The sequence below is a fragment of the Nonomuraea fastidiosa genome, assembly GCF_042751225.1.
In the GTDB taxonomy this organism is placed as follows: Bacteria; Actinomycetota; Actinomycetes; order Streptosporangiales; family Streptosporangiaceae; genus Nonomuraea; species Nonomuraea fastidiosa.
Map to the genome: position 1 here is coordinate 3,317,910 of NZ_CP170570.1, position 22,964 is coordinate 3,340,873.

Genomic DNA, 22,964 nt, shown 5'->3' on the forward strand with positions numbered 1-22,964 from the left:
GGTTAGGCTCGCTTTGTGCCGGGCGCCGGGTCCTTACGGGAGATGAGCCGCTGGGCGGGCTTCACCGATGACCGCCCTCCTCTGGTGCTCAGCGTGTTCTTCTGGGGTTCCGCGTTCATCAGCGCCGTGACGGTCGCGGGTGCGCTGTGGAGGCTGGACGAGTTCGGCTGGCCTCTGGCGAAGGCGTTCCCACTGGCCGGCGCCGGTGCGCTGCCGCTGATCTGCGTGCTCTGGCCGCTGCTGCCGTGGCGGCGGCGGCCGGCGCCGCCGCGCAGGGCGGTCACCGTGGCGTTCCTGGCCGCGAGCCTGCTGCTCCTTCCCGCCGGCGGCATCGTGGCGCCGCTGATCGTGAGCGTGGCGGTCGGCAACGCGCTGATCGTGTTCGGGCGGCGCGGCAGCATCGGGTACGTGGCGACGGCCGCGCTGTTCGGCGTCGTACTCGGCCTGCTCAACCCCGGAAGGTCGGCGCTCGGGGCCGTGATCGACGGAGTGCTGGTGCTGCTCCTCGGTCTGATCATCATGGTCGTGGTGGCCGCGATGATCGAGTCCCAGCGCCGGGCCGAGGAGACCCGGCGGCTCCTGGCCGACCTGGAGGAGGCGCACGCCGAGCTGCGGCGCTACGCCGCCCGTACGCGTGACCTCGCCATCGCCGAGGAACGCGCCAGGATGGCCAGGGACATGCACGACTCGGTCGGCCACTACCTGACGGTCATCAACATGGGCCTCGCGAACGCCGAGCGCTTCCGCACCGCGCGCCCCGAGGCCGCCTGGGACGAGGTGCGCCAGGCCAAGGAGCTGACCCTGGAGGCCCTGGCCGAGACCCGCCGCTGGGTGCGCGCGCTCAGGCCGCTGCGCATGGAGGGCCGTACGGGCGTCGAAGCCCTGCGCGCCCTCGCGCGGTCGTACGGCACCGACGTGGCGTTCACCGTGACGGGCACCTGGCCGGACCTGGACGAGGAGCGCGTGCTCGCCTGCTACCGCGTCATCCAGGAGGGCCTGACCAACGCGCTGCGTCACGCCAAGGCCGGGCACGTCGCGGTCGCACTCGACGGCACACCCGAGCGGGTGCGGGTGACGGTCTCCGACGACGGCGAAGGAGCCGAACCGGACACGACGGAAAGCGGCTTCGGGCTGCGCGGCCTGCGGGAACGCCTGGAGTCGATCGGCGGCACCCTGGACGTGCGCAGCGAGCCCGGCGCCGGCTTCACCCTCCAGGCCGTGGTGCCGGTGCGAGCGACCGAGATGGGGAGTACGCCGACGTGATCCGGGTGCTGCTGGTGGACGACCAGGTCCTGATGCGGGAGGGCCTGCGCAAGCTGCTGGAGATCGAGCCGGGCATCGAGGTGGCCGGATCCGCGCAGAACGGCGCGGACGCGCTCGCGCTGCTGTCGCGTACCCCGCCCGCCGAGCACCCCCACGTGGCGCTCGTGGACGCCCGCATGCCCGTCATGGACGGGGTCGAGCTGGTCTCGCGGCTGCGTACGGAGTATCCGGACATCGCGCCGGTGATCCTGACGACGTTCGACGATGACGACTACATCTTCGGCGGCCTGCGGGCAGGGGCCAAGGGGCACCTGCTCAAGGACACCCCGCCCGACGAACTGGTGTCGGCGATCAGGCGGGTGGCGCGCGGCGAGACCGTGCTGGGCGGTGCCGCTACGGAACGCCTGGTCGCGGCCGTACGCGAGGGCGCCGTCCCCCGTACCGGACCCTCACCGGATGAGCCGCCCTGCGGGCTGACCGGCCGCGAGTACGAGATCGCCCTGCTGGTCGGCTCGGGCGCCACGAACAGGGAGATCGCGCGCCGCCTCCATATCACCGAGGGCACCGCCAAGAACCACATCTCGAGCTGCCTGCGCAAGCTCGGCCTGCGCGACCGGACCCAGCTCGCGGTCTGGGTCACCCGGCACCGATAGGCGTACGGCGGTGCCATGACTCCGGTCATGCCCGCCCGGCCGTCAGGACATGACCTGATCCATGTCGCGCGGTGGATGCCGCGTCCGAACCCCGCGATCTACGGTGCTCGCATGCAGCACCACGAGCCCGCCGGCCCCGTGCGGTGCGCCCGCCATGGGCCGGCGTCATCGTCTCCACCGCCGGTTTCCTCGCCATGATCGCGATCGCCTGGGCGCTGTGGGACTCCCTGCCCGAACACATCGTCACCCGCGAGGCCACCGATACCCGCGCGGGCGCCACGGTGCCGCGGCTCGTCATGGCCGGCGCCCTGCCCGCGGGGCTGCTCATCGTCGCCGCGCTCACGCCCGTGGGGTTGATCGTCCAGCGCAGGCTGGCCCGTCACTTCCCTCCCTTGCTCATCGCCCCGCCGCACGCGCAGGCGCGGGCTCTGAACGTGCTCTTCGTCGTCCTGCCCCTGCTGCTTGTGACGCTCCAAGCCGTAGCGCTGGCCAAGGAGGCGGGATACGACATCCCGGTGGAGCGGGTGATGGGGGTGGCGCTCGGGATCGTACTGATCATCCTGGGACGCGCGCTGCCCGCGATGGGCTCGTCCGATGCCGTGCCGGACGGCTCGATCGGCAGGCTGATCGCGGCCTGGCAGCGGTCGCACCGCGAGGGCGGCCTGGCGCTGACGGCTCTCGGCGCGGCCTGCGCGGCGGGCTCCCTCTTCCTCCCGCCGCTGCTCGTCGGGGTCGCCTCGGCGCTGCTCGTGGGCGCGGTCTTCGCCCTGATGGCCGTACTGGCCGTCGTCCGTACGCGCTGATCGGGACCGCGCATGCCGGACCGCCGTCCCCCTCCAGAACGGCGGTCGGCTCCCTACATGTGGAACGGGCTCAGCAGATCTTGTAGTCCTGCCGCGACGAGTTGTACGAGCAGGAGTCGATCAGCTTCCCGGCCGGGTTCCGCAGGTAGGCGGTGTCGCTGACCTGGTTCCAGATGTAGGCGAGGGTGCCGCCGCTCCTGCCCCAGTAGCGGGTGGTGCTGGTGTTCGTGCCCTTGCCGGTGCGCAGGGTGACCGTCTTGCCGGGCTTCAGGACGAACTTGCCGAACGTGTAGACGTGGTCCGGCCGCCGGGTCGCGTCGCGGATGGTCCAGCCCGCGAGGTTGACGGCCTTCTTCGTCATGTTCCTGATCTGGACGTACTCGCCGTTCAGGCTACGGTTCCCGCCGTCGTCCGGCGAGCCGGGCGAGTCGTAGTAAATCTTCGTGATCTTGACGGCAGGCGCGGCGGCGTACGCCGGCTGCGCGACGGCGACGACGGACGCGGATAACAGGGCGGCGGTCAGCAGAGATCGAACACTCACAGGGACGCCTCCTGGGGAGTGAGATGGAATGGAACGATCCTATTGATGTTGCTGAGAAAGGAATGGACCGTTCCGTATCGGTTTGATGTCCCATGCGCGTCCTGACTCTGAGTCGAGGAACGGACGGGACAATGTCGCGTTGATCGGCCGCCATCCGCCCAGGTGATCCTGCGACCATGCCCCTGGGGACCTGGAAGATCCTCTTCATGCCCGAGGATCTCGCCCGTGTCCGGATCGCTCCCCGCCCCGACCCCTGTGGGAGATGATGCCGAGCCTGGCCGGGACGGTCCGGGGCAAGCCGCCCTCCCTGAAAGAGGGCGGATGCGCTTCAGGTCGTCACCTGGGCGGTGGTTCAGCGTGATACCGGACCGAGAGGTGCGTACGGTACCTCTGCCCTGCGGTCGATGACCTCGCCCGTCTGGTCGTACGCGGTCACGGTCACGGCGGGGGTGTCGAGGTGCTTGCCGTCCGCGTTCACGCGCGCGGGCACCCGCCCGATGAAGAAGCCGCCGGCCACCGCGGCGTCCGTGCGCCTGCCGTCCGCCCAGTCGATCTCGACGCGGGTCACCTCCCGCGCCACGCGCCCCGCCACGACGCGGTAGCGGCCGCCGCTCTGGTCGTCGTCCGACATGGCGTTGGAGTCGGTCTCCGTCGTGTACGCGTCCACGGTCAGCGGCCCGGAGACGCCCGCGTCGAGGTCGCCGGGCAGGGCGGACCCCCACGGCGTGAAGACGGGGGAGCTGGGGAACGCTTCCTTGTCCTTCTGCGGCGTGCAGAGGACGAAGCCGGTCTCGCTGCCGACGAGCGCGGTCGAGCCGACGTCGTCGCGGTACACCACCAGCTCGCGGAAGTCCTTGACGTCGGCGTCCGCCGGGTATCGCTTGCGGGTGTCCATGCCGTCCACCGGCCCTCCCAGCGGCATGCAGTCCCGTACGGACTGGAGCTGCGCGGAGGTGTTGGCCGGCAGGCCGGCGGGACCGCTCGCAGGAGTCGCCGTGGTCGTGCCCAGGGTGAGCGGGACCGCGATCAGCGCGCCGGCGGCGACGGCGACCGCGCTCGCGGCCAGCGACCAGGTCAGGCGGCGGCGTCTCGCCCCTGCGACGGCCCGCGCCACCATGGCCTGCTCGTTCACGGGACGGGAGGCGTCCGCCAGCCGCCGCAGCTCAGCGGCGATGGTCTTCTCATCGACGTTCATTTCCAGGCCTCCAGCATGACGGGCTTGCGGACCAGCTCGCGGAGCCGGGTGATGGCTTGATGGGTCTGGCTGCGTACGGTTCCCACCGAGCAGCCCATGATCGTGGCGACCTCGGATTCCGGGAGATCCTCGTAGTAGCGCAGCACCAGCACGGCGCGCTTGCGCGGTGGCAGCGCGCGCAGGGCCTGCTGCAGGGCAAGATGGTCGTCTACCTCGGCCGTACGGTCACTCGCCATCCGCTCAGGGGGCGAGTCCACCAATTTCTCCCTGCCCCAGCGGGGACTTCGCCAGCGGCTGACCTGTTCGTGGTACATGACCTTCCGCACGTACGCCTCGGGGTTGTCACGGATCTTGTTCCAGCGGCTCGCGGTCTTGGTCAGCGCGGTTTGGAGCAGGTCCTCGGCCGTGTCCTGGTCGCCGGTGAGGACGTAGGCGAGCCTGATGAGGCTGTCCGATCGAGCCGCTACGAAGTCTGCGAAGTCGCGTTTCTGCTCGTTGTTCAACACATCTCCTCGGTTCGCCTCCTAAGACGCGACGCTTCACCGGACCTATGGCGTACCGGCGAACAACCCTTGCGGCAGGGGCTGCTCCAAGGCGCGGATGCGGAAGTCAGGCGCCGAAGCGGCGGCGGGACGTCTCGATGCCGGCAGGGAGGAGCCGGCGCGGGCCATGTCCCCGAGCACCTGGTCGAGATCTGAAGCCACCGCCGTCCTCAGCTGGAGGCCACGCCTGGGAGGACGGCCGTCAGTCCAGGCCCGCGGAGATCCACTGGAAGGTGCCGCGACAGGGTAAGGAGTCGGTACGCCGCGCGGTGAGCCGCATGAATCGGGCGTCGCGCGGCGGAGTGCCGGTGACCTCGTGGTCTCCGCTGCCCGCCGTGACCGTGCCCTGCGCTATGGCTTTGCCGTCCACCAGTAATGACCAGTCCACCACGGCCGGACAGTCCCGGACCTCTTGCTGCTCCTCGATGAAGAGGCGCGCATCCAGGCGGAACCAGCCTCGTAGTTTCGTCCGGTCGTGGATGTCCTCGCGTTCGAACCGGGTCCGGATGACGCCTGAAGCGGGCACGGTCCATTTGAAGCCGGGCGGTGGGCAGGGACCGGAGTCGGAGTAGCAGAGCGCCCTCTTCATTTCCACCGGTGCATCGCCGGACGCGTAATCCAACCCGTCGGTCGGGTCCGAGCTGACGATGAAGTAGCCGAGGACGGCGCTTATCGCCAGGAGGAAGACCAGGCATCCGGACCCGGACGACCCGCCGTAGTCGTATGAATGGCTACGTCCGGCCACATGCCCTCCCTCGGTCATGCTGCCTTTCGCTTCATGATTCCAGAGAGCGCCGCAGAGGTCACCGGACACCGCACCTGACGTCACATCGGCTCAGTGCACTCACGAACCGGCCGGCTCAGCAGCAGGAGTCTCATAGACCGCTCGGCGGCCACGGAGGCTTCTCGACTCCGTTCATGACGATCCCTGCGAATATCGCGATGAGGAGCGCTAAAAGGAGCGCCCAAAAGGCGAACACGCAGATCCTCCTCATCGTTCACCCCCCTGGCCCAGCCATCGAATACCCATGCACGCCGACCGGGGCACTCGTGGTGGGCGCGGCGGAGTGCGTGGTGTGGCCAGGACGGACTCGATCTCGTCTTTCGAAGTGTCCGCCGGCCTGAGGGGAGGGAGGAAGTCCGGAAAGTGTGGGGCGTGCCTCTTTTCCCTCCTTGAGCGGCTTGGCGACGCGGTGGTTTTCCGCTGAATGAGCGGCGTCAGCAGCAGGTGGGTGTTGAGCGGCCGGACGCGGCCTTCTGCTGGTCCTGGAGGATGCGGCCGCGCAGCATCGTCTCCATGACCTTCATGAAGCGCTGCGTCCTGGCCGGGCCGATGATGAAGGGGTTCTTCGTGGCTCCCGCACGGAGTTGCTCGATGCGGGTCAGGCCGTAGTCGGCGCCGCCGTGGTTGTTCAGCTCGACGTCCACGCCGGCCTTACGCATCGCGACGGCGGCCGTACGTACGGAGGACAGGTACGTTCGCTTGGCCGCCGTCGTGGCGGGCGGGTTGGTGCCGCCCCACAGGATCGCGGTGTGGCGGCGGCCCTTCCAGCGGACCGGGAAGACGGGCGAGACGGTACCGGGGGTGTGGCCCGGCCTGTGGTGGAAGACGATCGTGGCGTCGCCGAGGGTCAGCTTCTGGCCGTCGGTGATCTCGAGGTCGCGCTTGGGGGCGTGCTCAGGGCGTTCTTTGGCGATGAGGTCCCAGTCGGCCTTGTGCATCATGACCCGGGCTCCGTACGTGTCCGCGAGGTACTGTGCGCCGCCGAAGTGGTCGTCGTGACCGTGGGCGGCCACCACGTACTTGATGTGGGTGGGGTTCACGCCGACGGCACGCAGGCCGGGAATGATGATCTTCCTGGCGTCGTCCGGTGAGCCCATCGCGTCGATGAGGATGACGCCCTTCGAGGTGAGCAGCGCCATGGCCTGGACGAACGTGGTGCCGACCACCGCGACGTTGTCGAAGATCTTGAACGGCTTGACAGGCTGCACGGCCGGCATCTGGAGGTCGGGGGAGAGCGCCTTGACCAGGGCCTTCAGTACGGGGTCGTCGCCGGCGAGCTTGGCCGCGCGGTCGTAATAGTCCTGCACGGTCTTGGGCGCGGCTGATGCCGGGCGCGCGCCTACCGCCAGCGGTAGCAGGGCGGCGGCGGCCAGCACGGTACGACGGGACGGCATCAACCAATACCTGCTTTCTCGGAAGACGGTTCGGACAGCGAAGCAGACCTCGTTTCCGCATGTCCAATAGCGATCTTCATCGCCGACCGATAAGGGAGCCGATATCGCGCCAGGTCGGACCTGATCCCACCCCCGGGTGGACATCATCGGGAAGGACCGTCACCTAGATGCGCATCCTCGCGGAGACGCGCGTCATCCCCAGGTTGGGGAAGCCGAAGCTGTGGCAGCTGCGTGCGGATCACGTGGATGAGTGGCTGGACGCATTCTCCGGCGACCTGGCCACCAGGACGCTACCCATCGACGTCCAGACACGGAAAAGGGCCCGATCCGCTGTGCGGATCAGACCCTCTGCCTGCGGCAACTGTGTCGGGGTGGCGGGATTTGAACCCACGACCTCTTCGTCCCGAACGAAGCGCGCTGCCAAGCTGCGCTACACCCCGGTGCACGCCCGTCGTGTGCGTGCTTGTAAGAGTCTAGCGGACTTCCCAAGTGCTTGTGACCGCCTTTATCTCCGGGGCACGAGCGTCAGCAGCGTGGCCTCGGGGAAGCAGGCGAATCGGGCGGGGGCGTAAGGGGAGGTGCCGAGGCCGGCGGAGACGTGCAGCCAGGCGTTGTCGTGGCGGCTGAGGCCCTTGACGCGGGCGCGGTCGATGCCGCAGTTGGTGACCAGGGCGCCGTAGAACGGGATGCAGAGCTGGCCGCCGTGCGTGTGGCCGGCCAGCAGGAGCTGGTAGCCGTCGGCGGCGAAGCGGGACATGTTGCGCGGCTCGGGCGAGTGCATGACGCCGAGGCGCAGGTCGGCGTCCGCGGGGGCCGGGCAGGCGACGAGGTCGTAGCGGTCGCGGTTGATGTGGCTGTCGTCGATGCCGGCCACGGCCACGTCGAGGTCGCCGACCTTGATGCGGGCCGTGGTGTTGTTCATGTCGAGCCAGCCTTCGGCGGCCATGCCGGCCCCCAGCTCCTCCCAGGGCAGGTTGGGCGTGTGCTGGCGGCGGTCGTTCTTGGAGGTGCGCCACAGGTAGCGTGCCGGGTTCTTCGGCTGCGGCGCGTAGAGGTCGTTGGAGCCGTACACGAACAGGCCAGGACGCGACAGCAGGGGCTCCAGGGCGTGCAGGAGCGCGGGAACGGCCTCGGGGTGCGCGATGGAGTCGCCGGTGTTGACCACGAGGTCGGGCTCCAGGGCGCCGAGCGAGCGCACCCAGTTGATCAGCATGGTGCGGCGCGGCGTCAGGTGGAGGTCGGACAGGTGCAGGACGCGTACGGGACGCTGCCCCCGCTCGAGAACGGGCACGTCGAAGCGGCGCAGCCGGAACCAGTTGCGCTCGACGACGGACGCGTAGCCCAGCCCGGCCAGGCCGAGACCGAGCATGGACAGGGGCACTGCGACGGCTTTCCTCACACCTTCATGATGCCCGACATCCGGCCAGCGGAGTCCGGATGGCGACGGGGTGGTCCGCGCAGGCGGCAAGATAAAGCGCATGAGCGCATTGAAGGACAAGCTGAAGGCCGACCTGACGGCCTCGCTGAAGAGCAAGGACGAGGTACGTCTGCGTACGGTCCGCATGGCCCTGGCCGCGATCAACGTCGAGGAGGTCGCGGGCAAGGAGGCCAGGGAGCTGACCGACGACGAGGTCATCAAGGTCCTGACCAAGGAGGCGAAGAAGCGGCGCGAGGCCGCCGAGGCGTTCCGCAACGCGGGCCGCACGGAGCAGGCCGAGGCCGAGCTGGCCGAGCAGGCGGTGCTGGAGGAGTACCTTCCCGCGCAGCTGTCCGACGAGGAGCTCGCCGCGCTGGTCGACGCCGCCATCGCCGAGACCGGCGCCTCGGGGCCGCAGGCCATGGGCCAGGTCATGAAGGCGGTCAACCCGAAGGTCGCCGGCCGGGCCGAGGGTGGCAGGGTGGCCGCCCTGGTGCGTGCCCGCCTCACCGGTAAGTAGGGCCTACGGGGCTTCTGGTACGCGGTCTCGGTTCAGGGCCCCTTTCGGCAGGGCTCCTTTCGGTCCTACCGGGCTTTCGGCACGCGGCCCGGGCTTCGCGGGTTCGGTACCGGGTGACGGAACTCGCCGCACGGTGTCCCGGTCCACGGCCCGCTGTACGGCTCTGGTTCGCCCGGAGCGTCCCCATGCCTCCCCGTACGGCCTCCGGCGCCTCTCTGCGCCCCAGCGGCCCGTCAGGCGGCATTCGTAGGCATTCAACAGCTTTGAGGCCTCCACCCGCGAAGGGAGGAGGCCTCAAAGCGTCTCAGGGCGTCTCAGAGACTCTCAGCGTCGGCCGTCGGGCATGGTGAACGGCGGCCCGTTGTCGCCGGCGCGCCCGCGGCCACGGTCGTTGTCGCCCCAGCCGCCGCGCCCGCGGTCGCCCCGGTCCTGCGGCCCGTCACCGAACTGGTCGCGGTCGAAGAAGTCGAACGGGTTGCCGCCGTCGTCGTCCTTCTTCTTTTTCTTCGGCTTGGGCGCGCAGTGGTCGGTGCACCCGCCGAACCGCGACTTGTCGACCGGCTTGAACTCGGCCGGCTCGATCCCCTTGAGCGCCTGGATCATGGAGTCCTTCCAGATGCGCCCGGAGATCGACGAGCCGTACACGTACGGGTAGTAGCGCCCGCCGATGGTGACGCCGATCAGCTTGTGGGCCGAGGTGCCGCGCGGGTCGCCCAGGCTGACGGCGGAGGCGAGGTTGGGGGTGTAGCCGGAGAACCAGGCCGACATGTAGTTGTCGGTGGTGCCGGTCTTGCCGGCCGCGTCGCGCCCGATGCCGCCGACCTCGGTCATCGTGCCCTTGGTGAACACCCCGGACAGGATGCCGCTGACGGCGTCGGCGACCTCCTCTTCGAGGACCTGGTTGCACTTGGGCTTGTACTGCTTGACCTTGCCGTTGCGGTCCTTGATCTCGGTGATGGCGAGCGGCTTGCAGTACTTGCCGCGGGAGGCGAAGACGGCGTAGGAGCTGGCGATGGTGACGGGGTCGACCTCGTTGACGCCGAGCGTGAACGTCTCGACCTCCGACAGCTTCTGCCCGTCGGCCCGCTTGACGCCGAGCTTCTTGGCCATCTTGACGACGTCGCAGAGCCCGACCTTCTCCTGCAGCCGCATGAAGAACGTGTTGACCGAGCCCCAGGTGCCGGTCTCCAGCGTCTTGAAGCCGCCGCCGCCCTCGCTGGAGTTGCGCACGGTGTGGGACGGGTCGCCGACGTTCTGGCCCTTGCAGTTCTTGAACGTGCTGTAGCCACGGGCCTTGTAGCCGGCCGGCGAGGGGAAGCCGTCGCCGTACTTGAGCCCTTCCTCCAGGGCGGCGGCCAGCGTGTAGACCTTGGCCGTCGAGCCCTGCTGGAACCCGTGGCCGCCGCCGTGCGCGGCGTCGGCCACGATGTTGTAGCTCATCTCGTTCTTCTTCTTGCTGCGGCCGAACTTCCGCGAGGCGGCCATGGCCTTGATCTCGCCGGTGCCGGGGACGACCATGGCCTGCGAGGCCACGGGCTTGTCCTTGGGGCTGACGTACTTCCTGATCGCCTTCTCGGCGGCCGCCTGCATCTTGGGGTCGAGCGTGGTCTTGATCTGCAGGCCGCCGCGCTGGAGCAGCTTCCTGCGCTCCTCGCGGTTCTTGCCGAAGTCCTCGTTGTTGAGGATCTCGTACTGGACGTAGAGGCAGAAGTACGGGTATTTGCTGGCCTCGCAGCCGCCGGGCGCCTTGACGTCCTTGAAGCCCAGTTTCTTCTTCTTGGCCTTCGCCGCCTCCTGCGGCGTGATCTTGCCGAGCTCCGCCATCCGGTCGAGCACGATGTTGCGCCGCTCCAGCAGGCGCTGCCGCGACTCGGCGCTGACGTTGGGGTCGGTGCGCGCCGGGTTCTGCACGGCGCCGGCGAGCGTGGCGGCCTCGGTCAGGTTGAGCTTGGAGGCCGGCTTGTCGAAGAACCTCTTGGCGGCGGCCTGGATGCCGTGGGCGCCCGCACCGAAGTAGGCGATGTTGAGGTATTTCTCCAGGATCTGGTCCTTGGTGTACTTCTCCTCGATCGCCATGGCGTAGCGCAGCTCGGTCAGCTTGCGCGAGATCGTGGGCGCGATGGCCGCCGCCTGCTCCTCAGGCGTCTCGGCCTTGTTGACCAGCACCTGCTTGACGTACTGCTGGGTGATCGACGATCCACCCTGCGTGACGCCGCCGCTGGTGAGATTCTTCATCAGCGCTCTGGCCGTTCCCTCCACATCGATCGGCCCGTGCTGGTAGAAACGGAAGTCCTCGATCGCGATCAGGGCTTCGCGCATGATCGGGGCGACCTTGTCGAGGGTGACGGACTCCCGGTTCTCGAAGTAGAACTGGGCGATCTTGTTGCCGTCCGCGTCGTAGAGTTCGGTGCGCTCCGGCAGAGGAGGTTCGTCGAGTTCCTCGGGCTTGAGGTTGAGTCCCTCGACTGCGGTCTTGGTCGACATGCCCACTCCGCCTACCGCCGGAAGGGCCACGGCGGCGGCGAGCACCCCAGCCGCCGAGCCCGCGATGAGGAGGCGCAGGACGCTGAGGATGGGGTTGGAACGACGTTTGCCCTGGGCTTGCACGTCTCTAAGAGTACGTCGAAACCCAGACCGAATCGGTAGCAGGACACCATTTCACCTTGACTGACGGGGGTGACTAGTCATTCCCGGTCAACATCACCCGCGAGAAATTGGTCCTCTGGGGTCTGTCGGCCCGAACGTCTGGTTGCGTACGTTCTCCCTGCGGCAACTGAATACGGAGGCTCGGCGCCCGCGCCCGTCGGCCCCAAATGACGACTGACCACCTAAGGGGAGTGGGGTCGAAAAATGTGGATCACGGATTGGACCTCCCGTGCCGCCTGTAAGGGTGCGGATCCGGATGCCCTGTTCGTGCAGGGCGCCGCGCAGAACAGGGCGAAGCTCATCTGCCGGGGTTGCCCGGTCCGCACTGAGTGCCTCGCCGATGCGCTGGACAACCGCATCGAGTTCGGGGTGTGGGGCGGCATGACCGAACGGGAACGTCGCGCGCTGCTTCGACGGCGCCCTGACGTCACCTCGTGGCGAGACCTGCTCGAGTCCGCCAAGAACGAGTACGAACGCACCAATGAGCTGATCGCGGGCTGATCCCAGCCCGGCGACCGTGTACGGCCGGCGCCGCCGCCGGCCGTACTTCTATGCGGTGGCCAGCAGGTTCCCGATCTGGCGCAGCCCCGCCAGGTCGTGGACGTCCTCGGACATGGCGCGGACCTGCACCACGGGCACCGTGGGGTGGGCCGAGACGAAGTGCTCCTGCTCGCGGTTCTCGCGGGCGGCGAGCTGCATTCGCCCGGCGTGCAGCCGCAGCACGGCCGCGGTGAGCTCGTGCTCGCCCCTCGACTCCAAGTCCTCCGCGGCGGCGGCGCTGCGGGCGGCTGAAAGCCCGGCTGCGGGCGAGACGTGCACCCGGTTGACCACCAGACCGGCCAGTGGCATGCGCTCCTCGGCCAGGCGCTCCACGAAGTAGGAGGCCTCGCGCATCGCGTCGCGCTCGGGCGCGGCGACCACGAGGAAGGCCGTGCCAGGGGCCTGGAGCAGCCGGTACGTCATCTCGGCCCGCTGCCTGAACCCCCCGAAGACGGCGTCGAGCGCGGAGACGAACGTCTGAAGGTCCTTGATCACCTGCGCGCCCAGCAGCTTGGTCATCGCTCCCGCCATGAGCCCGAATCCGGCGTTGAGCAGCCGGAACGCACTGCGTCCTCCGGCTTTGGCAGGCGCGGTCAGCAGCCGGATGAAGCGGCCGTCGAGGAACCGGCCGAGCCGCTCGGGCGCGTCGAGGAAGTCGAGCGCCGACCGCGACGGCGGCGTGTCGACGATGATCAGGTCCCACTCGTCCGAGCGGCGGAGCTGGCCCAGCTTCTCCATCGCCATGTACTCCTGGGTGCCGGAGAAGCTGGACGACAGGGACTGGTAGAAGGGGTTCGACAGGATCTGGCGGGCCCGCTCAGGGTCGGCGTGCGCCTCGATGATCTCGTCGAACGTACGCTTCATGTCGAGCATCATCGCGTAGAGCTGGCCGCCGCCCTCGGGCGAGCTGACCAGGCGCGGAGTGTTGTCGAGCTCGGTCAGCCCCATCGACTGCGCCAGCCGCCTGGCCGGGTCGACGGTCAGCACGACCACGCGGCGGCCGCGCTCGGCGGCCCGCAGGCCGAGCGCCGCCGCGGTCGTGGTCTTGCCCACGCCGCCGGCGCCGCAGCAGACGATGATCCTGGTGCCCCGGTCGTCGAGGATGGCGTCGAGGTCGAGTGCTGGGGGCTTTTTCACGCTGCTCCCTGGGTGCGCATGCTCTCTGCCAGCTCGTACAGGCCGGCCAAGTCCACGCCGTCGGCGAGCAGCGGCAGCTCGTAGCGGGGCAGCCCGGCTCCGGCCAGCGTCTCGCGCTCGGCACGCTCAAGCTCGGTGCGGTGCGCGTGCTCGACGACCTCCTCGCCCAGCGCCCTGGCCAGCTCGCCGGCCTGCGCGCCGTCGGCCACACCCGCGGCCTTGAGCCCGAGCACCAGCTCCTCGGGGTTGAAGCGGCCCTGGGCGGCGGCGTCGAGTACGGGCTGGGGGAGCTGCGACTCGCGCACCATGTTGACGAAGACGCCGCCCGCGGGCAGCCCGGCGGCGCGCAGCTCGGAGATGCCGTCGAGGGTCTCCTGGACCGGCATCTCCTCCAGGAGGGTGACGAAGTGCACGGCCGTCTCGGCGGACTTCACGACGCCCTTGACGAGCTCGGAGTGGTTCTTGATGGGCCCGACCTTGGCCAGGCCGGCCACCTCTTCGGTGACGTTGAGGAAGCGGGTGATGCGGCCGGTGGGCGGCGCGTCCATGACGACCGCGTCGTAGACCCTGCGGCCGTTCTTGCCGCGCCTGCGCACGGCCTCGCTGGTCTTGCCGGTGACCAGCACGTCGCGGAAGCCAGGGGCCACGGTGGTGGCGAAGTCGACGATGCCCATCTTGGTCAGCGCCCGGCCGGCCCGGCGCATCCCGTAGAACATCTCCATGTACTCGAGCATGGCCTCTTCTGGATCGATGGCCAGCGCGTAGACGTCGCCTCCGGAGGGCGCGACGGCGATCCTGCGCTCCTCGTACGGCAGCGGCGGCAGGTCGAAGATCTGGGCGATGCCCTGCCTGCCCTCCACCTCGACGAGCAGCACCTTGCGGCCGCCCGAGGCCAGCGCGAGGGCGAGGGCGGCGGCGACGGTCGTCTTGCCCGTGCCGCCCTTGCCGGTGACGACATGAAGCCGCACGTCGGCCCAATGTGTGTCCGTCGAGTCCACGACTTGAGGCTACCGAACGGTCACTTGTCGAAAGCCTGCGACCACCATTTGAGATTGCTCACAATAAGCTGCCCCCATGAAGAAGTGGGAGTACCTGACAGCACCCGTGCTGATTCACAACACCAAGATGATCCTCGACAACTTCGGCGCCGACGGCTGGGAGCTCGTCCAGATCGTGCAGGGCGCCAATCCCGAGCAGCTCGTCGCCTACTTCAAGAGGGAGAAGCAGTGACGCCTGAGCAGAAGCTCGAGGAGCTCGGATACACGCTGCCGCCGCCCGTCACGCCGGTCGGCTCCTACCTGCCCACCGTGCGCACCGGCGACCTGCTCTACACCTCGGGCCAGGTGCCGATCCTGGAGGGCAAGCTGCACCAGACCGGCAAGCTCGGCGCCGACCTGGGCGTGGACGAGGGCAAGGCGGCGGCCCGCCAGTGCGTGCTCAACGCCCTGGCCGCGCTGAAGGCCGAGCTGGGTGAGCTGTCGCGGGTGCGGCGGATCGTGAAGGTCGTGGTGTTCGTGGCGAGCGCGCCGGACTTCGTGGATCAGCCGCAGGTGGCCAACGGCGCCAGCGACCTGCTCGCGGAGGTGTTCGGCGAGGCGGGCAGGCACGCGCGCAGCGCGGTGGGCGTGGCGGCGCTGCCGCTGGACGCTCCCGTCGAGGTGGAGCTGATCGCCGAAGTCGGCTGAATGGGCATATGTCACCATGACCGAGTGAAGTTCTAGAGGAGGTCATGTGACCGCGATGCCGGGAATGCTGCTACCAGCCGAGCTCGCCGCCCGGGCCAGGGAGGTCATGGCCGGGCGGCTCCAGCCGGTTCCGGCGCGGGACGCCGCCACGGTGGTGCTCCTGCGCCCGGGGCCCGGGGGCCATCCACAGGTCTATCTGCTGCGGCGCAAGGCCACCATGGCCTTCGCCGCCGGCGCGTACGTCTTCCCCGGCGGCTCGGTCGACGCGCGCGACACCGACCAGGCGGTCGCATGGGCCGGGCCGTCGCCCGCCGAGTGGGCCGAGGTGCTGCACGCGGACGAGGCGGTGGCGCGCGGGCTGGTGTGCGCGGCGGTGCGCGAGACGTTCGAGGAGTCGGGCGTGCTGCTGGCCGGTCCAGGACCTGACTCGGTCGTGGACGACACGACGGGCGACGACTGGGAGGCCGACAGGCTCGCGCTGATCGACCGCTCGCTGTCGTTCGCCGAGTTCCTGTCCCGGCGGGGGCTGGTGCTGCGTACGGACCTGCTCAAGGCGTGGGCGCACTGGATCACGCCGGAGGTCGAGACCAGGCGGTTCGACACCCGGTTCTTCGTCGCCGTGCTGCCCGAAGGCCAGCGCACCCGCGACGTGGGCGGCGAGGCCGACCGGGTCGTCTGGCAGCGGCCGGCCGAGGCCGTCGAGCTGGCGCACCGGGGCGAGATCTTCCTGATGCCGCCGACGTACCGGACGCTGAGCGAGCTGGCCGGCTGCGCCGACGTGGCGGAGGTGCTGGCGACGCCGCGCGACATCGTGACGATCATGCCGAGGGCCGTCGAGGTGGACGGCGAGCTGCGGCTGGTGGTGGCGTCATGAGCGGCCTGTACATCCCGATCGGCTCGCCCGACGGCTCGCGCACCGAGCACGCGGAGAACCTGCTCGCGCCCAACCCGTCGGTGATGACGCTCGACGGCACCAACACGTGGGTGATCGGCACCGGCGACGAGGTCATCGTGGTCGATCCGGGGCCGGACGACGAGGGCCACCTGCGGCGCGTACGCGACCATCTGGGGGAGCGGCGGGTCACCACGATCCTGCTCACCCACGGCCACTTCGACCACAGCGGAGGGGCGAAGGCGTTCGCTCAGATGGTGAACGCGCCCGTACGCGCCCTCGACCCTCGTCACCGCCTCGGCGACGAGGGGCTCGCCGACGGCGACGTGGTGGCCGTCGGCGACCTGGAGATCCGGGTGTACGGCACGCCCGGCCACTCGTTCGACTCGCTGTGCTTCTGGCTGCCCGCCGATCGGGCGATGCTGACCGGCGACACCGTGCTGGGCAGGGGCACCACGATCGTCGCCCGCGACGGCGGCCTCGCCGACTACCTGCGCAGCCTCGACAAGCTCAGGGCCGCCGCCGAAAGCCTGGAGGCGCGGGCGCTGCTACCCGGCCACGGCCCGGTGCTGCCCGACCCGATCGGCGCGCTCGACGGCTACATCGCACACCGCAGGCAGCGGCTCGACCAGATCAGGGCGGCGCGCGAACAGGGCGCGCGCACGCCGCGCCAGATCGTCAAGATCGTGTACGCCGACGTCGACCGCTCGCTCTGGCCGGCCGCCGAGATGTCGGTGGCCGCCCAGCTCGACTACCTCGACGGGCGCTAGCGCGAACGGTTGCGCAGGCGCTCGACGTCGAGGATGACCACGGCCTTGGCCTCGATGCGCAGCCAGCCGCGTCCGGCGAAGTCGGCGAGGGCCTTGTTGACCGTCTCGCGGGAGGCGCCGACGAGCTGCGCCAGCTCCTCCTGGGTCAGGTCGTGGTGCACCCGCAGGCCGTCCTCGGTCTTGGTGCCGAACCGCTCGGCGAGGTCGAGAAGCTGCTTGGCCACCCGCCCGGGGACGTCGGTGAAGACCAGGTCGGCCAGCACGTCGTTGGTGCGGCGCAGCCGCTGGGCCAGCGCGCGGAGGAGGTGGAGCGCCACCTCGGGACGGCCGGTCAGCCAGGGGCGCAGGTCGTCGTGGCCGAGGCCGGCCAGGCGGACCTCGGTCAGCGCCGTCGCCGTGGCCGTACGGGGCCGCGGGTCGAACAGCGACAGCTCGCCGAACATCTCGCTCGGCCCGAGCACGCTGAGCAGGTTCTCACGCCCGTCGGGGGAGGTGCGGGACAGCTTGATCTTGCCTTCGAGCACGACGTAGAGCCGGTCGCCGGTCTCGTTCTCGTGGAAGAGCGTCTGTCCCTTGGACAGCTGGACCTCGGTGATGCTCGTGCGCAGCGCCGCGGCGCTTTCGCGGTCCAGCGCGGCGAACAGGGGGGCCTTGCCCAGCACATCTTCGGTGTTCACTCTGCCTCCTCTGCTGCCATTGTGACTCACCCCACTCCAGGCGTGCGTCTACAGGTTAGGGGAACGCCAGAGTGGTTGTGCCTTGTCCGGACTTGTGAAGTCCGGGAGGGTCAGGAGGGAAAGGTACCGGACGTCCGTTCCCGGATCGTGACCGGGACCACCTTTCGAGCTCGACCGGCCGTGTGCCACGGGTCGTCGGCCGAGGCCGCCGCCGTTCTGAGCGCCTGACATGGGTTCAACCGTCCCCGGAAGCTTCTACTCTTGCGGCATGGCGACGAACGCGGCGACGAAAGCGGCGGGGCGCAAACCGGAGAGCCGGCTCGCCCTGGTCCGGCGGGCGCGCAGGATGAACCGCATCCTCGCGGAGACCTACCCCGACGCCCATTGCGAGCTCGACTTCTCCAACCCGCTCGAGCTGCTGGTCGCGACCATCCTGTCCGCGCAGTGCACGGACAAGCGGGTCAACATGGTGACCCCCGTGCTCTTCGCGAAGTACCCCACGGTGGAGGACTACGCCGCGGCGGACCGCGCGGAGATGGAGGAGATCATCCGCTCCACCGGCTTCTTCCGCGCCAAGACCAACAGCATCATCGGCATGGCGCAGGCCATCTGCGAGCGCTACGGCGGCGAGGTGCCCGGCAGGCTGAAAGACCTGGTCACGCTGCCCGGCGTGGGCCGCAAGACGGCCAACGTGGTGCTCGGCAACGCCTTCGGAGTGCCGGGCCTGACCGTCGACACCCACTTCCAGCGGCTGGTACGCCGCTTCGGCTGGACCGAGGAGACCGACCCCGTCAAGATCGAGCACGCCGTGGGCGAGCTGCTGCCCAAGAGCGAGTGGACGATCTTCTCCCACCGGGTGATATGGCACGGCCGCCGCATCTGCCACGCCCGCAGGCCCGCGTGCGGGGTGTGCCCGCTGGCCGCGCTGTGCCCCTCGTACGGCACCGGGCCCACCGACCCCGCACAGGCGGAGAAGCTCGTCAGATCCGGCCCGTTCTCCTGACCCGGGGAAGTGATCGGTACCACCGCGTGTTGGAGGATGCGTGACCCACGTGCCCGAATGGCTGGAGCGACTGGCGGCGCAAGCGCAGCGGATCAGAGTCCCACTCCCCCTCCGGCCACCGGACGGGCGCGGGCGGGCCGCCGCGGTGCTCATGCTGTTCGGCGAGGGGCCCAACGGCCCCGACGTGCTGCTCATCCAGCGCAGCACGCGCGGGCGCAATCACGCGGGCCAGCCGGCCTTCCCGGGCGGCGGCGTCGATCCCGAGGACGCCGGGCCGATCGAGGCCGCGCTGCGCGAGGCCGAGGAGGAGACCGGCGCCGACCCGCGCGGGGTCCACGTCATCTGCACGATGCCCGAGCTCTACCTCACCTACAGCGACAACCGCGTCACGCCGGTGATCGCCTGGTGGCGCGAGCCGTCCGCGGTGCACGCGGCCTCGCCCGACGAGGTCGACTCCGTCGAGCGGGTGCCGATCGCCGAGCTGGTCGATCCGGCCAACCGCCTCATGCTCCGCCACCCGCGCGGCGGCCTGCCGGGGCCCGCGTTCCGGGTGCGGGGGATGCTGGTGTGGGGGTTCACCGCGATGATCCTCGACACCGTGCTGCGCGAGGGCGGTCTCGAACGTCCGTGGGACTCGACGCGGGTTGAGGAGCTGCCGCCCGATGCCGTCAGGCTCAGCACCCGCTGAGTAGCCGCCTAGGCTCCCGACCTGAGCGCCACGCCCAGGGCCGCCCAGCCGGCCACGTCGGCGTCCTCGTCGCCGGCGAGCGCCCGCAGCGTCTCAAGCCCGGCGCGGTCCGGCGGCTCGCCCAGCACGTGCTGCAGCGCGTACGCGGCGCCGTACCGCACCCTGGGATCATCGTGCGCCGCCAGCTCGATCACCGACGGGAGCGAGCGCGGGTCCGCCAGGTGCCCGAAGGCGATCAGCACCGAGTACAGCACCATCGCGTCGTCCTCGCTGGCCGCCAGATAGCGCAGCACGGGAAGCGTACGGTCCACGAAGGGGCGCAACTGGCCCATGATGTCCACGCCGAGCAACCGTTCGGCGACGCTGTCGGCGGCGCACAGCCGCCTGGCCTCGATGAACGACTCCAGGTCGCCCCGTTCGCGCAGCAACGAGATCACGTGCCAGCGCAGGGCCCCATCGGGATCGGTGTCACGCAGAGCTGCCTGGATGAGTTCGCGCACTGTTCCCCCGTCCGGCGGCATACCGCTCAAGGTAGCCAGCGGGGTGACGCCATCCTGATCGAACACGTGCACACTTGACCCACTTGCTGGTTAGCTTTGAAGCGTGCGCGGTGATCTGCTTGACCTCATTCTGATCGGCCTGGTGATCGCCTTCGGCGTCTCGGGTTACCGCCAGGGCTTCATCATCGGGGCGATGAGTTTCGTGGGGTTCGTGGGCGGCGCCGTGCTCGGCGTGTTCATCGCGCCTCCCATCGCCAAGGCCCTGGTCGATGGCGACACCCCGCAGGCGCTGCTGGCCATCGTGATCGTGTTCCTCGCGGCGACGATCGGGCAGTTCGCCTCGTCCACGCTCGGGGCCGTCGTCCGCAGCCACGTCACGTGGGAGCCGGCCAAGGTGGCCGACGCGGTCGGCGGCACGTTCGCCAGCGCGCTGTCGGTGCTGGTCATCGCCTGGCTGATCGGCTCGCTCATCGTCTCCACGTCCTTCACCCCGCTCGTCGACCAGGTGAAGAACTCCGCGCTGCTGACCACCGTCGACGACGCCATCCCGCAGGCCGCGCGCAATTGGCAGCAGCCGTTCAAGAAGTTCATCGACCGCTCGGAGTTCCCGCCGGTCTTCGACGCGATCGGCGCCTGGCTCATCGACGTGCAGCCGCCCGACCAGAGCGTGCTGCAGGGCGCCGAGCTGCGGCGCGCCCGCCGCGCCATCGTCAAGGTGCAGGGCAACGCCGAAAGCTGCAACAAGCACATCGAGGGCACCGGCTTCGTCTACGCGCCCGGCCGCATCATGACCAACGCCCACGTCGTGGCCGGCGTGACCCGCAACCTCGAGGTCATCGACGCCTCCGACAACCGCCACACCGCCACCGTCGTCCGCTACAACCCGCGCCGCGACATCGCCATCCTCTACGTGCCCGGCCTCGACCTGCCCCAGCTCGCCTTCGACGGCGACGGCTCGCGCGGCGACAGCGCCATCGTCGCCGGCTTCCCCAAGGGCAAGGGCTTCACCGCCGAGCCCGCCAGGATCGGCGGCCAGCTCGACGCCGAGGGCCCCGACATCTACCGCGACACCACGGTCAGGCGGAAGGTCTACGTGATCCGCGGCCAGGTGCTGCCGGGCAACTCCGGCGGCCCGCTGCTCACCCCCGAGGGCAAGGTCTACGGCGTGATCTTCGCCGCCGCCATCAACGAGGAGCAGACCGGCTACGTGCTGACGGCCGAGGAGGTCGCCCCCGACGCGGCGGCCGGCCGCAACGACACCACGCCCGCCAGCACCCGTAAGTGCGACTAACGGGGCAGCTTGGCCAGGATCAGCGCGATGGCCGCGCCGGGGTCGCTGTCCTGGGTCAGGTTCGAGGCCGCCTTGCCGACCTCGTCGTACGCGCCGCCGTACGACTGCGTCTTGGCCGCGCCCCTGCTGAACAACGTCACCGCGCCGCGCCCGTTGCCCCGCTGCAGATGCGTCAGCCCGACGCAGATCTGCGCGAGCCCCTGCCACAGGTCACGCTCGTCGTCGGGCGCGCACTTCCAGCGGCCCTCGAACACCTCGTGCGCGTTGAACGGCAGGCCCTGCTCAAGGAAGCGGCGGCCGTCGGCCAGGGCCTGCTCGGTGGTGGGGGCGTAGTCGTCGGGGACGCGCGGCATGCCCTGCGAGCCGTAGGGCAGCGGCCGGCCGTACGCGTCGCGCGGCCTGGCGTTACGCGGCCTGCCGTCGGGATCGCGGTCTCTCATCGGTCGGGCTCCGGGTCGTTCAGCCAACCGAGCAACTCGGTGTCGAACACGTCGGGGATCTCCTCGTGGGGGAAGTGGCCGGCGCCTTCGAGCAGCCGCCACCGGTAGGGAGCCGCCACGTAGCGGCTCGACCCCTGCGCCGTGCGCGGCAGCACGCTCGGGTCGAGCGCGCCGTGCAGCTGCAGCGTGGGGGCCTCGATCTCGGTACGCATGAGCCGGGCGTAACGCCGCCCGTCGGGGCGCAGCTGCGAGCGGCCGAACCAGCGGTGGTACTCCAGCGCCGAGTGCGCCACGGCGGGGATGCGGAACGCCTCCCGGTACGTACGCGACTCATCCGGCCCCGGCCACCCCGGCCGCGACCAGGTGTCGAGCAGCCGCCCCACCAGCGCCGCGTCCCGCCGGGTGAGCCGGTACTCCGGCAGCAGCGGAAGCTGGAAGCCCAGCCGCCACGCGCTGACCTTGAGCTGACCGAACGGGTCGGTGACCAGCGCGCTGCGCAGCCGCAGCGGATGCGGGGCCGAGACCACGACCAGGCGGCGCACGCACTTGGCGTCGAGCACGGCCATCGTCCAGGCCAGCAGCCCGCCCCAGTCGTGGCCCACCACGATCGCGCCGGTCTCGCCGAGCGCCCTGATCAGGCCCGTCGCGTCGGTCGCCAGCGTCGGCAGGTCGTAGCCGCGCGGCGGCTTGTCGCTGCCGCCGTACCCCCGGAGATCGACCGCGACCGCGCGATAACCCGCCCGCGCCAGCGACACGAGCTGGTGCCGCCACGTCCACCAGAACTGGGGGAACCCGTGCAGCAGCAGCACCAGCGGGCCTTCGCCCGCCTCGACCACGTGGAAGCGGGTGCCGCCCGCGTGCACCGCGCGGTGCGTCCACGGGCCCTCGATGTGGACGACCGACTCGTCAGGTGCCATCGCGGGTCACCGGCTCCCGATCGGGGGCGAGCGCCGGCTCCGCTCCTGCTCGTCGGGCGTGGCGATCTCCTTCAGCCCCTTGATCGATCTCGTGGTCCGCTTCATCCCGGCCAGGCCCTTGAGCCGGCGCACGCCGAACAGCACCGCCAGGCCCGCCACCAGCAAGTACAGCACCGTCACGATGAGGAAGGCCAGCCAGTGCGGCATCACCTGGGCCAGCGCGTACGCGATCGTGAACGAGGCGAGGATCAGGCACAGGTGCGCCATGAACGCGGCTCCGGCGAACATCCCCACCGCCGTGCCCACCCGTTTGGCGTCGAACCTGAACTCGGCCTTGGCCAGCTCGATCTCCGAGCGGATCAAGGCCGAGATGTGACTGCTCGCCTGGGCGACCAGCGAGCCCAGCGATTCTTCCTCGGGAGTCTGCGGCATGAACGTCTCCTATCGAGGCCGGTTGGCCGTGTCAAACATCATCAGCGCGACGCTTGCGTACCCGCGTGTCAAGCAGCACCGCCGCCGTGCCTGCTCCTTCGACAGTCTCGCCAGGCCGGGCCACGAGGGCCGCCAGGCGCCGCCGAACACGCCGAGGAACTTACCGAGCACGGTTCCGCCATCACTCCCAGAACTACCTGATCGGACAAGATAGCGCTCGGGGCGGCGGGCTGC

26 protein-coding genes and 1 tRNA gene are annotated in these 22,964 nt (G+C 69.9%); 12 read left to right on the forward strand and 15 right to left on the reverse strand.

The annotated features are described in order from the left end of the window. Window positions 1-42: 42 nt before the first annotated feature. The 3 genes from ACFMQL_RS15125 to ACFMQL_RS15135 all read left to right on the forward strand — a co-directional run bounded on the left by ACFMQL_RS15125 (window position 43) and on the right by ACFMQL_RS15135 (window position 2,719). Window positions 43-1,263: a sensor histidine kinase gene (locus tag ACFMQL_RS15125; protein ID WP_364062003.1), complete on the forward strand. Its 1,221-nt coding sequence runs from the start codon at window positions 43-45 to the stop codon at window positions 1,261-1,263. A gap of 32 nt (window positions 1,264-1,295) precedes the next feature. Continuing rightward, a complete protein-coding gene (locus ACFMQL_RS15130; RefSeq protein WP_378790162.1) occupies window positions 1,296-1,916 on the forward strand; it encodes a response regulator in 621 nt (206 codons plus the stop codon). A gap of 143 nt (window positions 1,917-2,059) precedes the next feature. Next, window positions 2,060-2,719, forward strand: coding sequence for a hypothetical protein (locus ACFMQL_RS15135; protein ID WP_378785930.1), 660 nt, complete (start codon window positions 2,060-2,062; stop codon window positions 2,717-2,719). A gap of 70 nt (window positions 2,720-2,789) precedes the next feature. Here the strand turns inward: ACFMQL_RS15135 and ACFMQL_RS15140 are convergent, their stop codons facing one another. From ACFMQL_RS15140 to ACFMQL_RS15170, 7 genes are all read right to left on the reverse strand, one after another. Continuing rightward, window positions 2,790-3,260: a lamin tail domain-containing protein gene (locus tag ACFMQL_RS15140; RefSeq protein WP_378785931.1), complete on the reverse strand. Its 471-nt coding sequence runs from the start codon at window positions 3,258-3,260 to the stop codon at window positions 2,790-2,792. A 352-nt stretch (window positions 3,261-3,612) separates the two neighbouring features. After that, window positions 3,613-4,455 carry a hypothetical protein gene (locus tag ACFMQL_RS15145; protein WP_364062015.1) on the reverse strand — a complete coding sequence of 281 codons (843 nt, stop codon included), beginning with the start codon at window positions 4,453-4,455 and terminating at the stop codon, window positions 3,613-3,615. After that, entirely contained in the window at window positions 4,452-4,958 is a 507-nt protein-coding gene (locus ACFMQL_RS15150; RefSeq protein ID WP_378785932.1) for a SigE family RNA polymerase sigma factor, read from the reverse strand. Before ACFMQL_RS15150 ends, ACFMQL_RS15145 begins: the two co-directional genes overlap by 4 nt. A 241-nt stretch (window positions 4,959-5,199) precedes the next feature. Further along, window positions 5,200-5,811 (reverse strand): hypothetical protein, encoded by a 612-nt coding sequence (locus ACFMQL_RS15155; protein ID WP_378785933.1) that lies wholly within the window; start codon window positions 5,809-5,811, stop codon window positions 5,200-5,202. Between the two features lie 404 nt (window positions 5,812-6,215). Next, window positions 6,216-7,175 carry an MBL fold metallo-hydrolase gene (locus ACFMQL_RS15160; RefSeq protein WP_378785934.1) on the reverse strand — a complete coding sequence of 320 codons (960 nt, stop codon included), beginning with the start codon at window positions 7,173-7,175 and terminating at the stop codon, window positions 6,216-6,218. A gap of 366 nt (window positions 7,176-7,541) precedes the next feature. Further along, a tRNA-Pro gene (locus ACFMQL_RS15165) sits at window positions 7,542-7,615 on the reverse strand. 65 nt (window positions 7,616-7,680) lie between these two features. Beyond that, the gene (locus tag ACFMQL_RS15170; protein ID WP_378790163.1) at window positions 7,681-8,544 is read right to left on the reverse strand and encodes a metallophosphoesterase; all 864 of its coding nucleotides are present in this window, start codon (window positions 8,542-8,544) and stop codon (window positions 7,681-7,683) included. Between the two features lie 109 nt (window positions 8,545-8,653). Between ACFMQL_RS15170 and ACFMQL_RS15175 the strand changes: the two genes are divergently transcribed. Then, complete coding sequence (locus ACFMQL_RS15175) at window positions 8,654-9,112, forward strand: GatB/YqeY domain-containing protein (RefSeq protein WP_364062027.1); 459 nt, start codon at window positions 8,654-8,656, stop codon at window positions 9,110-9,112. Window positions 9,113-9,436: 324 nt separating this feature from the next. Here the strand turns inward: ACFMQL_RS15175 and ACFMQL_RS15180 are convergent, their stop codons facing one another. Then, a complete protein-coding gene (locus tag ACFMQL_RS15180) occupies window positions 9,437-11,719 on the reverse strand; it encodes a transglycosylase domain-containing protein (RefSeq protein WP_364062030.1) in 2,283 nt (760 codons plus the stop codon). Window positions 11,720-11,962: 243 nt separating this feature from the next. On the opposite strand from ACFMQL_RS15180, the gene ACFMQL_RS15185 reads away from it, so the two are divergent. Further along, complete coding sequence (locus tag ACFMQL_RS15185) at window positions 11,963-12,259, forward strand: WhiB family transcriptional regulator (RefSeq protein ID WP_364062032.1); 297 nt, start codon at window positions 11,963-11,965, stop codon at window positions 12,257-12,259. 48 nt (window positions 12,260-12,307) lie between these two features. Here ACFMQL_RS15185 and ACFMQL_RS15190 read toward each other — a convergent pair whose 3' ends face one another. After that, window positions 12,308-13,435 (reverse strand): ArsA family ATPase, encoded by a 1,128-nt coding sequence (locus tag ACFMQL_RS15190; protein WP_364062035.1) that lies wholly within the window; start codon window positions 13,433-13,435, stop codon window positions 12,308-12,310. Beyond that, on the reverse strand, window positions 13,432-14,403 hold the full coding sequence (locus tag ACFMQL_RS15195; RefSeq protein WP_378785935.1) for an ArsA-related P-loop ATPase: 972 nt from the start codon (window positions 14,401-14,403) through the stop codon (window positions 13,432-13,434). Before ACFMQL_RS15195 ends, ACFMQL_RS15190 begins: the two co-directional genes overlap by 4 nt. 106 nt (window positions 14,404-14,509) lie before the next feature. Between ACFMQL_RS15195 and ACFMQL_RS15200 the strand changes: the two genes are divergently transcribed. From ACFMQL_RS15200 to ACFMQL_RS15215, 4 genes are read left to right on the forward strand one after another with little or no spacing between them, the layout of a single operon-like run. Continuing rightward, window positions 14,510-14,665 carry a hypothetical protein gene (locus ACFMQL_RS15200; RefSeq protein WP_364062041.1) on the forward strand — a complete coding sequence of 52 codons (156 nt, stop codon included), beginning with the start codon at window positions 14,510-14,512 and terminating at the stop codon, window positions 14,663-14,665. Further along, window positions 14,662-15,120: a RidA family protein gene (locus tag ACFMQL_RS15205; protein WP_364062044.1), complete on the forward strand. Its 459-nt coding sequence runs from the start codon at window positions 14,662-14,664 to the stop codon at window positions 15,118-15,120. The genes ACFMQL_RS15200 and ACFMQL_RS15205 overlap by 4 nt, the downstream gene beginning before the upstream one ends. Before the next feature lie 55 nt (window positions 15,121-15,175). Further along, entirely contained in the window at window positions 15,176-15,994 is an 819-nt protein-coding gene (locus tag ACFMQL_RS15210; protein WP_378790164.1) for an NUDIX hydrolase, read from the forward strand. Next, window positions 15,991-16,782: an MBL fold metallo-hydrolase gene (locus tag ACFMQL_RS15215; protein ID WP_364062050.1), complete on the forward strand. Its 792-nt coding sequence runs from the start codon at window positions 15,991-15,993 to the stop codon at window positions 16,780-16,782. The genes ACFMQL_RS15210 and ACFMQL_RS15215 overlap by 4 nt, the downstream gene beginning before the upstream one ends. On the opposite strand, the gene ACFMQL_RS15220 is transcribed toward ACFMQL_RS15215, so the two are convergent. Next, window positions 16,779-17,459 (reverse strand): Crp/Fnr family transcriptional regulator, encoded by a 681-nt coding sequence (locus ACFMQL_RS15220; RefSeq protein WP_378785936.1) that lies wholly within the window; start codon window positions 17,457-17,459, stop codon window positions 16,779-16,781. The two genes, ACFMQL_RS15215 and ACFMQL_RS15220, sit on opposite strands and share 4 nt — an antisense overlap. 268 nt (window positions 17,460-17,727) lie before the next feature. On the opposite strand from ACFMQL_RS15220, the gene nth reads away from it, so the two are divergent. Continuing rightward, the gene (gene nth / locus ACFMQL_RS15225; RefSeq protein WP_364062053.1) at window positions 17,728-18,462 is read left to right on the forward strand and encodes an endonuclease III; all 735 of its coding nucleotides are present in this window, start codon (window positions 17,728-17,730) and stop codon (window positions 18,460-18,462) included. Window positions 18,463-18,502: 40 nt separating this feature from the next. Further along, on the forward strand, window positions 18,503-19,150 hold the full coding sequence (locus tag ACFMQL_RS15230) for a CoA pyrophosphatase (protein ID WP_364062056.1): 648 nt from the start codon (window positions 18,503-18,505) through the stop codon (window positions 19,148-19,150). A gap of 8 nt (window positions 19,151-19,158) precedes the next feature. Here ACFMQL_RS15230 and ACFMQL_RS15235 read toward each other — a convergent pair whose 3' ends face one another. Beyond that, window positions 19,159-19,650 (reverse strand): HEAT repeat domain-containing protein, encoded by a 492-nt coding sequence (locus ACFMQL_RS15235; RefSeq protein ID WP_364062059.1) that lies wholly within the window; start codon window positions 19,648-19,650, stop codon window positions 19,159-19,161. 103 nt (window positions 19,651-19,753) lie between these two features. Here ACFMQL_RS15235 and ACFMQL_RS15240 point away from each other — a divergent pair, with 103 nt between their 5' ends. Further along, window positions 19,754-20,941, forward strand: coding sequence for a MarP family serine protease (locus tag ACFMQL_RS15240; RefSeq protein ID WP_378785937.1), 1,188 nt, complete (start codon window positions 19,754-19,756; stop codon window positions 20,939-20,941). Here the strand turns inward: ACFMQL_RS15240 and ACFMQL_RS15245 are convergent. The 3 genes from ACFMQL_RS15245 to ACFMQL_RS15255 are packed head-to-tail and all read right to left on the reverse strand — an operon-like array spanning window position 20,938 to window position 22,730. Then, window positions 20,938-21,381, reverse strand: a complete 444-nt coding sequence (locus tag ACFMQL_RS15245; protein WP_364062065.1) for a DUF309 domain-containing protein — start codon at window positions 21,379-21,381, stop codon at window positions 20,938-20,940. The two genes, ACFMQL_RS15240 and ACFMQL_RS15245, sit on opposite strands and share 4 nt — an antisense overlap. Further along, window positions 21,378-22,298: an alpha/beta hydrolase gene (locus ACFMQL_RS15250; RefSeq protein WP_364062068.1), complete on the reverse strand. Its 921-nt coding sequence runs from the start codon at window positions 22,296-22,298 to the stop codon at window positions 21,378-21,380. Before ACFMQL_RS15250 ends, ACFMQL_RS15245 begins: the two co-directional genes overlap by 4 nt. A gap of 6 nt (window positions 22,299-22,304) precedes the next feature. Further along, window positions 22,305-22,730, reverse strand: a complete 426-nt coding sequence (locus ACFMQL_RS15255) for a phage holin family protein (RefSeq protein ID WP_378785938.1) — start codon at window positions 22,728-22,730, stop codon at window positions 22,305-22,307. Between the last annotated feature and the right edge of the window lie 234 nt (window positions 22,731-22,964).

Excerpts from the sequence above, each read along its gene's own strand:
- ACFMQL_RS15185 (WP_364062032.1), top strand. The coding sequence starts at position 11,963 with ATGTGGATCACGGATTGGACCTCCCGTGCCGCCTGTAAGGGTGCGGAT.
- nth (WP_364062053.1), top strand. The coding sequence starts at position 17,728 with ATGGCGACGAACGCGGCGACGAAAGCGGCGGGGCGCAAACCGGAGAGC.
- ACFMQL_RS15160 (WP_378785934.1), bottom strand. The coding sequence starts at position 7,175 with ATGCCGTCCCGTCGTACCGTGCTGGCCGCCGCCGCCCTGCTACCGCTG.
- ACFMQL_RS15210 (WP_378790164.1), top strand. The coding sequence starts at position 15,176 with ATGCCGGGAATGCTGCTACCAGCCGAGCTCGCCGCCCGGGCCAGGGAG.
- ACFMQL_RS15200 (WP_364062041.1), top strand. The coding sequence starts at position 14,510 with ATGAAGAAGTGGGAGTACCTGACAGCACCCGTGCTGATTCACAACACC.
- ACFMQL_RS15250 (WP_364062068.1), bottom strand. The coding sequence starts at position 22,298 with ATGGCACCTGACGAGTCGGTCGTCCACATCGAGGGCCCGTGGACGCAC.
- ACFMQL_RS15145 (WP_364062015.1), bottom strand. The coding sequence starts at position 4,455 with ATGAACGTCGATGAGAAGACCATCGCCGCTGAGCTGCGGCGGCTGGCG.
- ACFMQL_RS15245 (WP_364062065.1), bottom strand. The coding sequence starts at position 21,381 with ATGAGAGACCGCGATCCCGACGGCAGGCCGCGTAACGCCAGGCCGCGC.
- ACFMQL_RS15130 (WP_378790162.1), top strand. The coding sequence starts at position 1,296 with ATGCGGGAGGGCCTGCGCAAGCTGCTGGAGATCGAGCCGGGCATCGAG.
- ACFMQL_RS15170 (WP_378790163.1), bottom strand. The coding sequence starts at position 8,544 with ATGCTCGGTCTCGGCCTGGCCGGGCTGGGCTACGCGTCCGTCGTCGAG.
- ACFMQL_RS15255 (WP_378785938.1), bottom strand. The coding sequence starts at position 22,730 with ATGCCGCAGACTCCCGAGGAAGAATCGCTGGGCTCGCTGGTCGCCCAG.
- ACFMQL_RS15125 (WP_364062003.1), top strand. The coding sequence starts at position 43 with ATGAGCCGCTGGGCGGGCTTCACCGATGACCGCCCTCCTCTGGTGCTC.
- ACFMQL_RS15175 (WP_364062027.1), top strand. The coding sequence starts at position 8,654 with ATGAGCGCATTGAAGGACAAGCTGAAGGCCGACCTGACGGCCTCGCTG.
- ACFMQL_RS15215 (WP_364062050.1), top strand. The coding sequence starts at position 15,991 with ATGAGCGGCCTGTACATCCCGATCGGCTCGCCCGACGGCTCGCGCACC.